The sequence below is a fragment of the Ferrovibrio sp. genome (genome assembly GCF_036381655.1).
Taxonomy (GTDB): Bacteria; Pseudomonadota; Alphaproteobacteria; order Ferrovibrionales; family Ferrovibrionaceae; genus Ferrovibrio.
Genome location: NZ_DASVCJ010000040.1, coordinates 131056 through 144035 on the forward strand (window position 1 = coordinate 131056; position 12980 = coordinate 144035).

Annotated in this window: 10 protein-coding genes and 1 tRNA gene; 4 read left to right on the forward strand and 7 right to left on the reverse strand. The window is 67.4% G+C overall.

The features are described from left to right. Positions 1-289 precede the first annotated feature (289 nt). The 3 genes from egtB (at position 290) to VF194_RS08575 (ending at position 3979) form a co-directional block, all read left to right on the forward strand. Positions 290-1747 carry an ergothioneine biosynthesis protein EgtB gene (gene egtB / locus VF194_RS08565; RefSeq protein WP_330889994.1) on the forward strand — a complete coding sequence of 486 codons (1458 nt, stop codon included), beginning with the start codon at positions 290-292 and terminating at the stop codon, positions 1745-1747. A 17-nt stretch (positions 1748-1764) separates the two neighbouring features. After that, complete coding sequence (gene egtD / locus VF194_RS08570; protein WP_330889996.1) at positions 1765-2787, forward strand: L-histidine N(alpha)-methyltransferase; 1023 nt, start codon at positions 1765-1767, stop codon at positions 2785-2787. A gap of 121 nt (positions 2788-2908) precedes the next feature. Continuing rightward, on the forward strand, positions 2909-3979 hold the full coding sequence (locus tag VF194_RS08575; RefSeq protein ID WP_330889998.1) for a DUF2332 domain-containing protein: 1071 nt from the start codon (positions 2909-2911) through the stop codon (positions 3977-3979). Positions 3980-4001: 22 nt separating this feature from the next. Here the strand turns inward: VF194_RS08575 and VF194_RS08580 are convergent, their stop codons facing one another. The 4 genes from VF194_RS08580 to VF194_RS08595 form a co-directional block, all read right to left on the reverse strand. Then, complete coding sequence (locus VF194_RS08580; protein ID WP_330890000.1) at positions 4002-4424, reverse strand: DUF3861 domain-containing protein; 423 nt, start codon at positions 4422-4424, stop codon at positions 4002-4004. Continuing rightward, positions 4424-5062 (reverse strand): PadR family transcriptional regulator, encoded by a 639-nt coding sequence (locus VF194_RS08585; RefSeq protein ID WP_330890002.1) that lies wholly within the window; start codon positions 5060-5062, stop codon positions 4424-4426. The genes VF194_RS08580 and VF194_RS08585 overlap by 1 nt, the downstream gene beginning before the upstream one ends. A 144-nt stretch (positions 5063-5206) precedes the next feature. After that, positions 5207-6052 carry a pantoate--beta-alanine ligase gene (panC, locus tag VF194_RS08590; protein ID WP_330890004.1) on the reverse strand — a complete coding sequence of 282 codons (846 nt, stop codon included), beginning with the start codon at positions 6050-6052 and terminating at the stop codon, positions 5207-5209. Positions 6053-6121: 69 nt separating this feature from the next. Further along, positions 6122-6208, reverse strand: a tRNA-Leu gene (locus tag VF194_RS08595). A 162-nt stretch (positions 6209-6370) separates the two neighbouring features. Between VF194_RS08595 and VF194_RS08600 the strand changes: the two genes are divergently transcribed. Next, positions 6371-7609 (forward strand): adenylate/guanylate cyclase domain-containing protein, encoded by a 1239-nt coding sequence (locus tag VF194_RS08600; protein WP_330890006.1) that lies wholly within the window; start codon positions 6371-6373, stop codon positions 7607-7609. Here the strand turns inward: VF194_RS08600 and VF194_RS08605 are convergent. The 3 genes from VF194_RS08605 to VF194_RS08615 all read right to left on the reverse strand — a co-directional run bounded on the left by VF194_RS08605 (position 7534) and on the right by VF194_RS08615 (position 12929). Then, entirely contained in the window at positions 7534-8337 is an 804-nt protein-coding gene (locus VF194_RS08605; RefSeq protein ID WP_414656084.1) for a type 1 glutamine amidotransferase domain-containing protein, read from the reverse strand. The two genes, VF194_RS08600 and VF194_RS08605, sit on opposite strands and share 76 nt — an antisense overlap. Positions 8338-8555: 218 nt before the next feature. Next, positions 8556-11744: a multidrug efflux RND transporter permease subunit gene (locus VF194_RS08610; RefSeq protein WP_330890008.1), complete on the reverse strand. Its 3189-nt coding sequence runs from the start codon at positions 11742-11744 to the stop codon at positions 8556-8558. Between the two features lie 18 nt (positions 11745-11762). Further along, positions 11763-12929, reverse strand: a complete 1167-nt coding sequence (locus tag VF194_RS08615; protein WP_330890009.1) for an efflux RND transporter periplasmic adaptor subunit — start codon at positions 12927-12929, stop codon at positions 11763-11765. Between the last annotated feature and the right edge of the window lie 51 nt (positions 12930-12980).

Sequence of the window (12980 nt, forward strand, 5' to 3'; positions counted from 1 at the left end):
AGCATGACGACGCGCCACAGCGACAGCAGTCACAATCCCGCCGGCCACAATTCCGCCGACGCCGGACAGGCCGCCGGCGGCTCCGGCGGAAAACCCGGCAAGACACCGGCCGCCGCCCGCCGGCGGCGGCCGGCGCGCGGGTTTGCGTTTGCCCTTTTGCGGCATTGCCATATTTCCGTCGCAGCCCGCGGGTTAGTCTCGCTCTGTCTCCAACCGGCGGGAACCGAACTCGTACTCGTTTCGTTATCCTGCCATCCGCGCTGAGTGCCGAACCTAAGGAGAGCCGTGGATGAACCAGACCCTCGTGATCGGAGCCGGCGCCAGTGGTGATGCCGTGAGCGCAGATACCCCCGCACATACTCTCGGCGGCGGCGAAGCCGACCGCCGCGCCGCGGCGCAGACCAGCGCCGTGGCCGGCCCGCCGCCTGGCCTGCACGATGCCGATCCGGCGGAAACGGCGCAGCGCCGCAGAGCCGAGCGCGACGATGACGGCACCCGGGCGGCGCTGCTGCGCAGCTACCACGCCGTGCGCCAGCTGACCGAGCAACTCGCCGAGCCGCTGTCGCCGGAGGATCAGCTTTTGCAATCGATGCCCGATGCCAGCCCGACCAAATGGCATCGCGCGCATACCAGCTGGTTCTTCGAGACTTTCCTGCTGCAGCCCTATCAGAGCGGCTATTGCGTCTTCGACGATCACTACAACTACATGTTCAATTCCTATTACGAGGCGGTCGGCGCGCGCCAGCCGCGGCCCGAGCGCGGCATGCTCAGCCGCCCCAGCGGCGGCGCGATCGCGCAATACCGGCGCTATGTCGATGCCGCGATGACCGAGCTGATCGGCCAGGCCGACGATGCCGCGCTCGAAACGCTCGCGCCCCTGCTCGCGCTCGGCCTGGCGCATGAGCAGCAGCATCAGGAATTGCTGCTCACCGATATCAAGCATGCCTTCTCGCGCCATCCCTTCGCGCCGGCCTATCTGCCGCGCAAGAGCTTCGTGCGCGAAGAGGCGCCGGCGCTCGATTTCGTCGCGTTTCCCGGCGGCATCGTCGAGATCGGCCATGACGGCCGCGGCTTCGCCTTCGACAACGAACAGCCGCGCCATCCCGTGCTGCTGCGGCCTTTCCGTCTCGCCACGCGGGCGATCACCTGCGGCGAGTATCTCGCCTTCATGGAAGATGGCGGCTATCGCCGGCCGGAATTGTGGCTGTCGGACGGCTGGGCGATGGTGCAGGCGGAGAACTGGCAGGCGCCGCTCTACTGGTCGCAGGATGCCCGCGGCCATTGGCAGATTTTCACGTTGCATGGCCGGCGCGCCGTCGATCCGGCCGAACCGGTCTGCCATGTTTCCTTCTATGAAGCGGCCGCCTTCGCCGCCTGGGCCGGAAAACGACTGCCGACCGAGGCGGAATGGGAATATGCCGCGACCTCGGGGCAATGCCGCAGCCATGGCCATTTCCTCGATCCCCGGCATCCGCATCCGCGCGCCATCCAGGCGCCCGACGGCAGCCTGCAGATGTTCGGCGAGGTCTGGGAATGGACGCGCTCGGCTTACGAACCCTATCCCGGCTTCCGGCCGGCGGCCGGCGCGGTCGGCGAATATAACGGCAAATTCATGGTCGGCCAGATGGTGCTGCGCGGCGGCTCGTGCGTTACGCCGCAGGGCCATGTGCGCCCGACCTATCGCAACTTCTTCCCGCCGGCCGCGCGCTGGCAATTCTCCGGCATCCGCCTGGCAGACGACGCGTAAATAAAAAGAGGTAGCTTATGACCTGGGCCGTTTCGCACCGTCGCCGCATGGCGGCGGAGCCCGAGCCGACTGTCCCCGAATCCGATTTTGCCGCCGCCGATTTCGCCGCCGATGTGCAGGCGGGCCTGAGCGGACAGCCGAAAACGCTGCCCTCGAAATACTTCTACGATGCGGCGGGCTCGGCGCTGTTCGAGCAGATCTGCGAGCTGCCGGAATATTATCCGACCCGCACCGAACTGGCGCTGCTGCAAAGCCAGGCGGAGGTCATCGCCGGCACGATCGGCCCGGATGCCGAGCTGATCGAGTTCGGCGCCGGCGCGCTGCGCAAGGTGCGCCTGCTGCTCGATGCCCTGCAATCGCCGCGGGCCTATCTTCCCATCGACATCTCCGGCGCGCATCTGGCCGCCCAGGCCGAGACGCTGGCCCGCGACTATCCGGACCTGGCGATCATGCCGATAGCCGCCGACTACACGGCAGCGCTGAGCATGCCGCCGGCCGCCGCCGGCAGCCGGCGCCGCGTCGGCTTCTTTCCCGGCTCGACCATCGGCAATTTCACGCCGCCGGAAGCGCTCGGCTTCCTGTGCCATGTCGCGCAGATCCTGAAGGGCGGCAATCCGGCCGGCGCGCCGCCCGCCGGGCTGCTGATCGGCGTCGATCTGGTCAAGGCGCCGGAAATCCTGCATGCCGCCTATAACGACGCGGCCGGCGTCACCGCCGCCTTCAACCGCAACCTGCTGCGCCGGATCAACGACGAACTCGGCGGCGATTTCGATCTCGACCGCTTCGCGCATTACGCCTTCTATCAGCCGCGGCTGCAGCGCATCGAGATGCATCTGGTCAGCCTCGCGGCGCAAACCGTGCGGATCGGCGGCGAGCGCTACGGCTTCGCCGAGGGCGAATCGATCCATACCGAGAATTCCTACAAATACACGCCGGACGGCTTCCGCCGCCTGGCGCGGCAGGCCGGCTTCCAGCCGACCGCGCTCTGGTGCGATCCGCAGAAGCTGTTCAGCCTGCACTGGCTGACATTGCCGGCCTGAGCCGCCCGCCCCCTGGCGGAGGGCGGGGGCGGGGTGCGCGGCATATCGGACAGCCCGGGGGCGGTTTTTCGCCCATCATTGCCACTGGACGGCGGCCGCGAACCGGGTTTGTGATGGCGTCATGCCGATCGAGGGGGTGATCCAGCATTTCGAGGAACAAGCCGAGGCCTGCCGCAGGCTCGGCTCGCCGTTCACCGCCGCGGTACTCGCCGCGACGGCGCAGGCCCTGGCGGGCCGGCCTTTCTGGGCCGAAACGATCCTGGCCTGGCCGAGCGATCCGCGCCCGGCGGCTCTGGCGCTTCGGCTGGCCGGCGCGCTGCATCGCCTGGTGCTGGACCGGGCCGATCACGATCTCTTCGAGGCCTATCGCCGCCAGCGCATCGATCCCGCGCTGATCGACAGCGTCCTCGCCCGGCATGGCGAACTGCTCGAGGAATATCTGCGCATTCCGCCGCAGACCAACGATCCGCAGCGCTCCGCCGTCCTGCTCGGCGGCTTTCTGATGATCGCCAGCCGCACGCGGCTGCCTCTGGCCATCGCCGAAATCGGCGCCAGCGCCGGCCTCAACCAGCTCTGGGATTGCTACGGCTACAGCTTCGGCAGCTGGCAATGGAGCCTGCACGAGCCGGTGCCCCTGCGTCTGCGCGCCGAATGGGAGGGCAAGCCGCCGCCGATGGCGGCGCTGAGCGTGCATAGCCGCGCCGGCTGCGATATCGCGCCGATCGATCCGCGCGACGAGGCGCAGCGGCAGCGGCTGCTCTCCTACATCTGGGCCGATCAGCCCGCCCGCCTGCGCCGGGTGCAGACCGCCCTGGCCTGCGCCGCCGAGCGCAAGCTGCAGGTGGAGAAGCAGCGCGCCAGGACCTTCGTCGCCCGCCAGCTCGGGCGTCGGCCGGCCAAGACCGCCTTCGTGCTCTACCACTCGATCGTCTGGCAATACATCCCGCGCGACGAGCAGCGCCATATCGAACGCAGCATGCAACAGGCCGGCGCCGCGGCGACGCCGGACGCGCCGGTCGCCTGGCTGCGCTTCGAGCCCGGCACCGCGAAGGACGGCGCCGACCTGACGCTGACGCTCTGGCCGGAGGGCGATACGCAAATCCTGGCGGCCGGCGATTATCATGGCCGCTGGATCCGCTGGCGCGGCGGCGGCGATCCGCGCCGCATCCCGCGCCTGGTCGGCGAACGCTGACCGATCGGCGAATGCGCAAGCGTCAGCCGGCCGCGGCCGATGCCGCGGCGGCGGCGCGGGTGCGGGCCTTCAGCTTGCCGATGAAGCTGCGCATCGCCGGCTCGAATTCGGCGAACAGCGGATCGCTGCGCCGCTTCAGCATCACCTCGGTGAACAGCTTCAGCCCGACCGCCATCGCGGCGGCTTCCTCTTCCTCGAACTCGCCGCCGGCGCGGGCGCGCTCGACGATGCCGATGATCTCGTCGTGATTGATCACCTCGAAGCTGAGCGGCGGCTGAACCGGCTGGTCGTTCCGGGGCGCGGCAAGATGCTCGACGGTAACGCGGTAGCGGTGGCCCTGCATGTCATGCCCCTTCCATTGCTCGATATCGCTGATCCATTTCAGGCCGGGCGGCTTGCCGCGCGGCGGCGTGCGGGGCGCAGTCGTCGTCATCGGCGCCGTCATCAGCCGCGGATTTCCTTGATGGCGCGGGCGAGAATGTCGATCACCCGGCGCTGTTCCTCCGGCGCGGCCTCGGCCTTGTCGTAGAGGATGCGCTTCAGCGCATGGCGGACGTCGCGCAGGCTGTTCATCTCGCCCGCCGGCGCATGGTCGACCTCCTCGCCCCAGGCGAAGAACTGCTTGGCCCGCGCCATGCGCTCGCCGATCCGCGCCAGTTCCGCCAGCATCGCATCGGCCTGGGCGCGCCGCTCGGCGAGATGGGCCAGGCCGGCCTCGGTGATGCTGTAGAGCTTCTTGGCGCCCGCGGCGGTCACCGTGGCATAGCCGATCTCTTCCAGATAGGTCAGCGCCGGATAGATCACGCCGGGGCTCGGCGCGTAGAAGCCGTGGCTGCGCTCTTCCAGCGCCTTGATCAGCTCATAGCCATGGCTCGGCTTCTCGGCCAGCAAAGCCAGGATCAAAAGCTGCAGGTCCTCGGCGCTGACCAGCCGGCTGGCGCGGAAGCCGCGGCCGCCGAAGCCGGCCTCGCCGAACAGGCCGGCGGCGAAGCCGCCCGGGCCGAAACCATGCCGGCCGCGCCGGCGATGCATCATCTTATGCTCCAGATGCTCGCGCAGGGCGGCCTTGAAATGGGAATGCATGGCGCGTTCCTATCATCCGTTGTGTCATTTGATGTATCGTACGATACAGCGGCGGATATGGGAGTCAATCCGGTTTCGACCGGCAGCCGGTGTGACGGCGATCACAAACCGGGCTGGCGTTTCGGGGCCGGGCGATCTGCTAGGTCAGTCAGGCGGGTCTGGCGGAAGCGGGATGTTGTCGATCAGCCGGGTCCTGCCGATGCGCACCGCCAGCGACAGCAGCGCGCCATCAATGACGGCATCCAGTTCCGCCAGGCTGTCCGGATGCGCGACCGAGACATACTCGATCTCGGCCAGCGGCTCGCCCGCCAGCGTATCGCGCATGATCCGGCGCAGGCTGGCGGCAGCGCGCTCGCCGCCGCGATAAGCCGCCTCGGCCTGGCGCAGCGCGCGATACAGCACCGCCGCCGCCCGGCGCTCCTCGGGCGCCAGATAGACGTTGCGGCTGCTCATCGCCAGGCCGTCCGGCTCGCGCACCGTCGGGCAGACCACGACCTCCAGCGGCATGGCGAGATCGCGCACCATGCGGCGGATGACGACGGTCTGCTGGGCGTCCTTCTGGCCGAAATAGGCCCGGGTCGGCTGCACGATGTTGAACAGCTTGCAGACCACCGTGGCGACGCCGCGGAAATGCCCGGGCCGCACGGCGCCTTCCAGCCGCTCGCTCACTTCGCTGACCTCGACCGCCGTCACGCTGCCGGGCGGATACATCTCGGCGACGCCGGGCGTGAAGACCAGGTCGGTGCCGAGATCGCGCAACAGGGCCAGATCGCGCTCCATGTCGCGCGGATAGCGGCTGAAATCCTCATGCGGCGCGAACTGCGTCGGATTGACGAAGATGCTGGCGGCGACGGCGCCGCATTCCGCCCTGGCTTGGCGCACCAGACTGAGATGGCCGTCATGCAGATAGCCCATGGTCGGCACGAAGCCGAGCCGGCCGAAGCGGCCGCGCGCGCGGCGGAAATCCTGGATGGTGGCGATCACATCCATCAGCGGCACTCCTCCGCGCCTGGCCGATTCAACGGCACCCCGATTCAACAAAGCCGACGGGTGAAAAGCTGGTGCCCACTGCCGGACTCGAACCGGCACGGCCTTGCGGCCTCGGGATTTTAAGTCCCGTGCGTCTACCAATTCCGCCAAGCGGGCAGGCGCGCTTCTCCTAGCACAGACCGCCGCCGCCGTCAGGAGGCGGGCGGCGCGGCGCAACCCATGCCAACGTATGCAATGACGCGTAATCGCGATCACAACCTTCGGCAGCCGCCGGACAGGGATTGTAGCGACAATCACACCACCCTATATGCTGGCGCGATGGACCCTTCCGCCTTCATTCACATTGCCCGCCGCGTTTCCGATGCTTCCCTGAACGGCCTGAACGAAGGCGAGATTCTCGCCAGCTTCTGCACGGCGCTCAACGAAGCCGGCATCCCGGTCACGCGCGCCATGCTGGGCGCCGACACGCTGCATCCGGTGCTGGCCGGGCGCATCTTTCTGTGGCACCGCGATGTCGACGACATCGTGCTGCATGAATTCGGCCGCTCGATCACCGAAGACGGCGAGCGCAAATGGCGCGAAAGCCCGTTCTATTATCTCGAGAGCACCGGCCAGGATCTGCTGCGCTTCCGCATCCTCGGCCATAACGGCGACTTTCCCTTCCCGGTGATCGGCGAACTGGCGGCGCAGGGCTTCACCGATTATCTCGTCACCATGACGCGGTTCGGCGAGAGGGGCATCATCGGCCAGCTCGACTCGATCTACGCCTCCTGGACCACGGAACATGCGGAGGGCTTCAGCGAGGCGCAGATCAATACGCTGACCGCCCTGCTGCCTTTCGCGGCGGCTGCGGTGCGCTCGGCCAGCCTGCGCCGCATCGCCGACACCCTGGCGGAAACCTATCTCGGCCGCGATGCGGCCCGGCGCGTATTGAGCGGCACCATCGGTCGCGGCGACGCCGAGCGCATCTCCGCCGCCTTGTGGTTCAGCGACCTGCGCGGCTTCACCAAGCTGGTCGATACGGTATCGCCGGAACTGATCGTGCCGCTGCTGAACGATTATGCCGGCGCGGCGGTCTCGGCCATCCACCGCTATGGCGGCGAGGTGCTGAAATTCGTCGGCGACGGCGTGCTGGCGATCTTCCGCAGCAAGGACCACGAAACCGCGTCGCGCCACGAATCCTGCCATGCGGCGCTGCAGGCGCTGAGGCTGTGCCGGCAGAATCTGCGCGAGGTGCGCAACCGCCGCGCCAATGCCGGCCTGCCGGTGATCGACATGTCGGTGGCGCTGCATATCGGCGACGTGCTGTACGGCAATTTCGGCGGCGAGGATCGCCTCGACTTCACCGTGGTCGGTCCGGCGGTGAACGAGCTGTCGCGCATCGCCGGCATGGCGCGTTCGGTGGATCAGCCGGTGATCCTCTCGGCCGCCTTCCGCCAGGCCGCCGGCGGCCTGCACGAGAAGGCGGTGTCGCTCGGCCGCTACGCGCTGCGCGGCGTCGAAACCCCGCAGGAGCTGTTCACCATCGATCCGACATTGCTGCGCGCCACGGATTGACGCCGCGGCGCGGTGGTGGCCCGCTCCGCCGCATGCGTGTTGAAGCCCTCGAGCGCGGCCAGCACGCGCTGCGCCAGCATCTGCGCCGAGGCGGGATTCTGTCCGGTGATCAGGTTGCCGTCCTGGACGGCATGCGGCTGGAAATCCGGGCCGGCGACGAAATCGCCGCCCAGGGCGCGCAGCCGGTCCTCCAGCAGGAACGGCACCGTCTTGGCGAGGCCGACCTTTTCCTCCTCGGCATTGGTGAAGCCGTTGACCTTGCGGCCCGCCACCAGCGGCACGCCGTCGCGCCGCCTGGCCGCAAGCAGGCCGGCCGCGCCATGGCAGACGGCGGCGACGACCCGGCCTTGTGAATCGAGCGTTGCGATCCGCTCGGCCAGCGCCCGGCTGGCGGGCAGATCCCACATGGAGCCATGCCCGCCGGGCAGGAAGATCGCATCGACGGTGGCGATATCGACCTGCGCGATGGCCGGCGTGGTCTGCACCGCCTGCATGGCGGCGCGGTCGGCCAGAAAGCGCGTGACGCCGTCCGGCTTGGGTTCCTCGCCGTTGACGCTGCGCGGATCGAAGGGGATCGGCCCGCCCTTGATGGAGGCCAGCGTGACGGTATGTCCCGCATCGAGGAAGGCGTAATAGGGCACCGCCAGTTCCTCCGCCCATACGCCCGTGATCCGACCGTTGCCCATGCTGTTATGCGACGTGGTCACGATCAGGATATGAGCAGTCATGGCAGTCTCCCCTTTGCAATCGAGCAATTCGGAAAAGCAAACCGCGTGAAGGACTTGCCGTAGATAAGCAGCGGCCGGCCCGGTTCAACCGGAACGAAGCGGGGCTGCCCTGAAGAAGCGAGTCGATAAAAAAAGATCATGCCCGGATTAAAGTCCGAGCATGATCCCGTTTCAGTATTGCACCGGTGACATCGGCGGGGCGGCCGCCGGCGAAACCGTCACTCGGCCTGCGGCGTATGTCCGGTCTGCTGCAGCGCCGGCGGCAACTGGCGGCGGCGGCCACGCGTGAAAGCCCGCAGCACGACATAGAAGACCGGCGTCAGGAACAGGCCGACGAGGGTGACGCCGATCATGCCCGAGAACACCGCCGTGCCCAAAGCGCGCCGCATCTCGGCGCCGGCGCCGCTGGCGGTGACCAGCGGCAGCACGCCGAGGATGAAGGCGAAGGCCGTCATCAGGATCGGCCGCAGGCGCAGGCGGCAGGCCTCGACCACGGCGGGGATCGGATCCTTGCCCTCGATTTCCTGCTGGCGGGCGAATTCGACGATCAAGATCGCGTTCTTCGCCGCCAGGCCGATCAGCACGACAAGGCCGATCTGCACCAGGATGTTGTTGTCGATGCCGACCAGATGCACGCCGAACAGCGCGAACAGCATACTCATCGGCACGATCAACATGATCGCCAGCGGCAGCACCCAGCTTTCATACTGCGCCGACAGCGCCAGGAAGACGAAGACGATCGACAGCATGAAGATGTACAGCGCGGTATGGCCGGTGGAGCGTTCCTGCAACGCGATTTCCGTCCACTCGAAGGTCTGGCCCGGCTGCAACACCTCCTTGGCCACCTGCTCCATCGCATCCAGCGCCTGGCCGGTGGAATAGCCCGGCGCGGTGTTGCCCTGCAGCGGCACCGACACATACATGTTGTAGCGCTGCACCAGGTCCGGGCCGGCGGTTTCGTTGATCTGCACCAGCGTGCCGAGCGGCACCAGGTCGCCGGTGGCCGAGCGCACCTTCAGCCGCAGGATATCGTCCTCGCTGATGCGATACCTGGCATCCGCCTGGGCGCGCACCTGGAAGACGCGGCCGAAGGCGTTGAAGTCGTTCACGTAGGCCGAGCCCAGATTGACCTGCAGCGCGTTGAAGATGTTGGTGATCGGCACGTTCAGCATCTGCGCCTTGGCGCGGTCGATATTGAGGAAGACCTGCGGCGTGTCGGCGCTGAAGGTGGTGAACACGCCGGTGATCCCCGGCGTCTTCATGGCGCGGCCCATGATCTGATAGGCCGCGGCCAGCAACGGCCGGATATCGTCGCTGCTGCGGTTCTGCAGTTGCATCTTGAAACCGCCGCCCGAGCCGATGCCCGGCACCGAAGGCGGCGGCACCGCGATGACGAACGCCTCCTCGATCGACTGCAGCCGGCCGATCATCTGGCCGATGATGGCCTGGCCGGTCAGGCCCTTGGCCATGCGCTCCTCGAACGGCGCGAAGGTGGTGAACATCACCGCCGCCGAGGTCGAGTTGGTGAAGGTGGCGCCGCTGAAGCCGGGGATCGCCACGACATGGGTGACGCCGGGCATGTTCTCGATCAGCTTGGTCGCCTTCTGCACCACCGCGTCGGTGCGGTCCAGCGTCGCGCCGGACGGAAGCTGCACCACCACGATGGCGTAGCCGCGGTCCAGCGGCGGGATGAAACCCTGCGGCACGGCGGTGAAGATCCACACCGTCGCCGCCACCAGGGCGCCGTAGACGCCGAGCATGATGAAGCGGTGCCGCACGATGCCGCCGACGCCGCGGGAATAGCGGTCGCTCGCCCTGTCGAAGCCGGCGTTGAACTTGTCGGCGAAGAGACGGCCGAGCCGCGCCAGGAAGAAACGCGGGCGATGCGCGGCATCCTTCTGATGCGCGCGCAGCAGCACGGCGCCCAGCGCGGGCGACAGCGACAGCGAGACGATCACCGACAGGATCGTCGCCACCGAGATGGTCAGCGCGAACTGGCGGTAGAACTGGCCGGAGATGCCGGGGATGAAGGCGGTCGGAATGAACACCGCCGACAGCACCACGCCGATCGCCACCACCGCCGTGCCGACCTCGTCGATCGTCTCGTGCGCCGCGTCGCGCGGCGACATGCCGAGGGCGATGTTGCGTTCGATATTCTCCACCACGACGATGGCGTCGTCGACGACGATGCCGATCGCCAGCACCAGGCCGAACAATGTCAGCACGTTCAGCGTGAAGCCGAAGGCCGACATCACCGCGAAGGTGCCGATCATCGAAACCGGAATGGCCAGAATCGGGATGATCGCCGCGCGCCAGTTCTGCAGGAAGATCAGCACCACCAGCGCGACCAGCAGGATCGCCTCGATCAGGGTCTTGTAGACCTCATGCAGCGATTCCGCGATGAACTCGGTCGGATTGTAGATGATGGTGTATTCCAGGCCCGGCGGGAAATCCTTCTGCAATTCCTCCATGGTCTTGATGACCTCTTCGGAGGTGTCCAGCGCATTGGTGCCGGGGCGCTGGAAGACGCCCATGGCGATCGCGGTCTGGCCGTCGAGATAGCTGCGGCTGGTATATTCGCGGCCGCCAAGCTCCACCTTGGCGACATCCTGCAGCCGCACCAGCCGGCCGCCTTCGCCCGACTTGATGATCACGTTGCGGAACTGCCGCACGTCGTCGAAGCGGCCTTGCGTGGTGACGATGGCCTGCAGCGGCGTGGTGGCCGGCGCCGGCTGCTGCCCGAGGCTGCCGCCGGAGACCTGCACGTTCTGCGCCTGCAGCGCGGTCACCACATCGGTGCTCGACAGGCCATAGGCGGCCAGGCGGGCCGGATCGAGCCAGATGCGCATCGCGTATTCCGAGCCGCCGAACACGATGACGTTGCCGACGCCGTCGAGACGCAGAAGCGCCTCGCGCACGCGCAGGTTCATGTAATTGGCGATGAACAGCTCGTCATAGCGTTTGTCGGGCGAGAGCAGATGCACGACCATGAGGAAGTCGCCGTTCTGCTTCTGCGTCGTCAGGCCCTGGCGCCGCACTTCTTCGGGCAGGCGCGGCTCGGCGATCGAGACGCGGTTCTGCACCTGCACCTGGGCGGTGTCGAGATCGGTGCCGGGACGGAAGGTCACGGTCAGCTGCAACTGGCCGTCCGCGGTCGAATAGGACGACATGTACAGCATGTTCTCGACGCCGTTGATCTGCTGTTCCAGCGGCGTCGCCACCGTGCGGGCGATCGTCTCGGCATCGGCGCCGGGATAGCGCGCGGTGACGTTGATCTGCGGCGGCGCGATCTCCGGATATTCGGTGACCGGCAACTGGAAGAAGGCGATCGCGCCGACGATGGCGATCACGATGGAGACGACGGCGGCAAAAATCGGCCGGTCGACGAAGAAATGTCCGATTTTCATATCCTGGCTCCGGCCCCGTTACTTCGCCGCCTGCTTCTCGGCCGTCTGGCCCTGAGCCGCCTTGCCATGCTGCTGCTGCTGCATCTGCGCGACAAAGGCCATCAGGCCCGGCCAGGCGGGCGGCAATTGCACCGGCTGGGGCGTGACATGGCCGCCGCCGAGCCGCACGCGCTGCAGGCCGTCGATGACGACCATTTCGTCACCCTTCAGGCCCTGGCGGATGATGCGGTAGCGGTCGGTATGCGAGCCGATCTTGACCGGCTGCTGGCGCACGGCGCCGCCTTCGCCGACGACATAGACATAGCGGCGGTCCAGCTCGGCGAGGATCGCCTCGTCCGGCAGCAGCACGCCCTTGTATTCCGGGCTGCCCGGCACGGCGATGCGGCCGAACAGGCCCGGCGTCAGAAACAGGTCCTTGTTGTCGAGCCTGGCGCGCATCCGCATCGTGCCGGTGCCGGCATCGAGGCGGTTGTCCATGAAATCGAGGACGCCCTTGTGGAGGAAATCATCTTCGTCGGTGAGCGAGACCGAGATCGGCAGGCCCTTGGTGTCGCTGCTGCGGCCGCCGCCATCGGCGATGCGCTGATAGGCGAGGAAGGACCGCTCGTCGATATCGAAATAGAAATAGATCGGATCGAGCTGCACGATGGTGGTCAGCACCGTGCTGTTTTCCTGCACCAGGTTGCCCTCGGTCACCAGCTTGCGCGAGATGCGGCCGGAGATCGGCGCCCGGATTTCGGTGAAGCTCAGATTGAGCTTGGCGGTCTCCAGCGCGGCGCGCAGCGAGGCCAGATCGGCCTGCGCCTGCTGGAAGGCCTGGCGCTTCTGTTCGAGATCGCGTTCAGCCGCGGCGCCGGTGCGGGTCAGCTTGGCATAGCGCTCATAGTCGCGGCGGGCGAAGTCGAGCCGGGTCTGCTGCGCATTGAGATTGGCCTGCGCCTGGTTGACCACCGCCTGATAGGGCCGGGGATCGATGGTGAACAGCAGATCGCCCTGCTTGACCAGGGCGCCATCGGTGAAATGCACGCTCTCGAGATAGCCATTCACGCGCGAGCGGACGTCCACGGCGCCGACCGCATCGAAGCGCCCGGTATATTCGTCCATTTCGACGATCGGCTTCACCACCGGCTTGGCGACCGTCACCGGCGGCGGGCCACCCGGTCCGCCCTGGGCCTGCGCAGTCAAGCTGAGGCCGGCAGCAAGAAGCATACTGAAGACAGCGCCGACAGCCTGACG

What these genes read in the sequence shown, in the direction of transcription:
- egtB (WP_330889994.1), top strand. Translation starts at nt 290, where the DNA reads ATGAACCAGACCCTCGTGATCGGAGCCGGCGCCAGTGGTGATGCCGTG.
- panC (WP_330890004.1), bottom strand. Translation starts at nt 6,052, where the DNA reads ATGGATGTGATCGCCACCATCCAGGATTTCCGCCGCGCGCGCGGCCGC.
- VF194_RS08575 (WP_330889998.1), top strand. Translation starts at nt 2,909, where the DNA reads ATGCCGATCGAGGGGGTGATCCAGCATTTCGAGGAACAAGCCGAGGCC.
- egtD (WP_330889996.1), top strand. Translation starts at nt 1,765, where the DNA reads ATGACCTGGGCCGTTTCGCACCGTCGCCGCATGGCGGCGGAGCCCGAG.
- VF194_RS08580 (WP_330890000.1), bottom strand. Translation starts at nt 4,424, where the DNA reads ATGACGGCGCCGATGACGACGACTGCGCCCCGCACGCCGCCGCGCGGC.
- VF194_RS08585 (WP_330890002.1), bottom strand. Translation starts at nt 5,062, where the DNA reads ATGCATTCCCATTTCAAGGCCGCCCTGCGCGAGCATCTGGAGCATAAG.
- VF194_RS08600 (WP_330890006.1), top strand. Translation starts at nt 6,371, where the DNA reads ATGGACCCTTCCGCCTTCATTCACATTGCCCGCCGCGTTTCCGATGCT.
- VF194_RS08610 (WP_330890008.1), bottom strand. Translation starts at nt 11,744, where the DNA reads ATGAAAATCGGACATTTCTTCGTCGACCGGCCGATTTTTGCCGCCGTC.
- VF194_RS08605 (WP_414656084.1), bottom strand. Translation starts at nt 8,337, where the DNA reads ATGACTGCTCATATCCTGATCGTGACCACGTCGCATAACAGCATGGGC.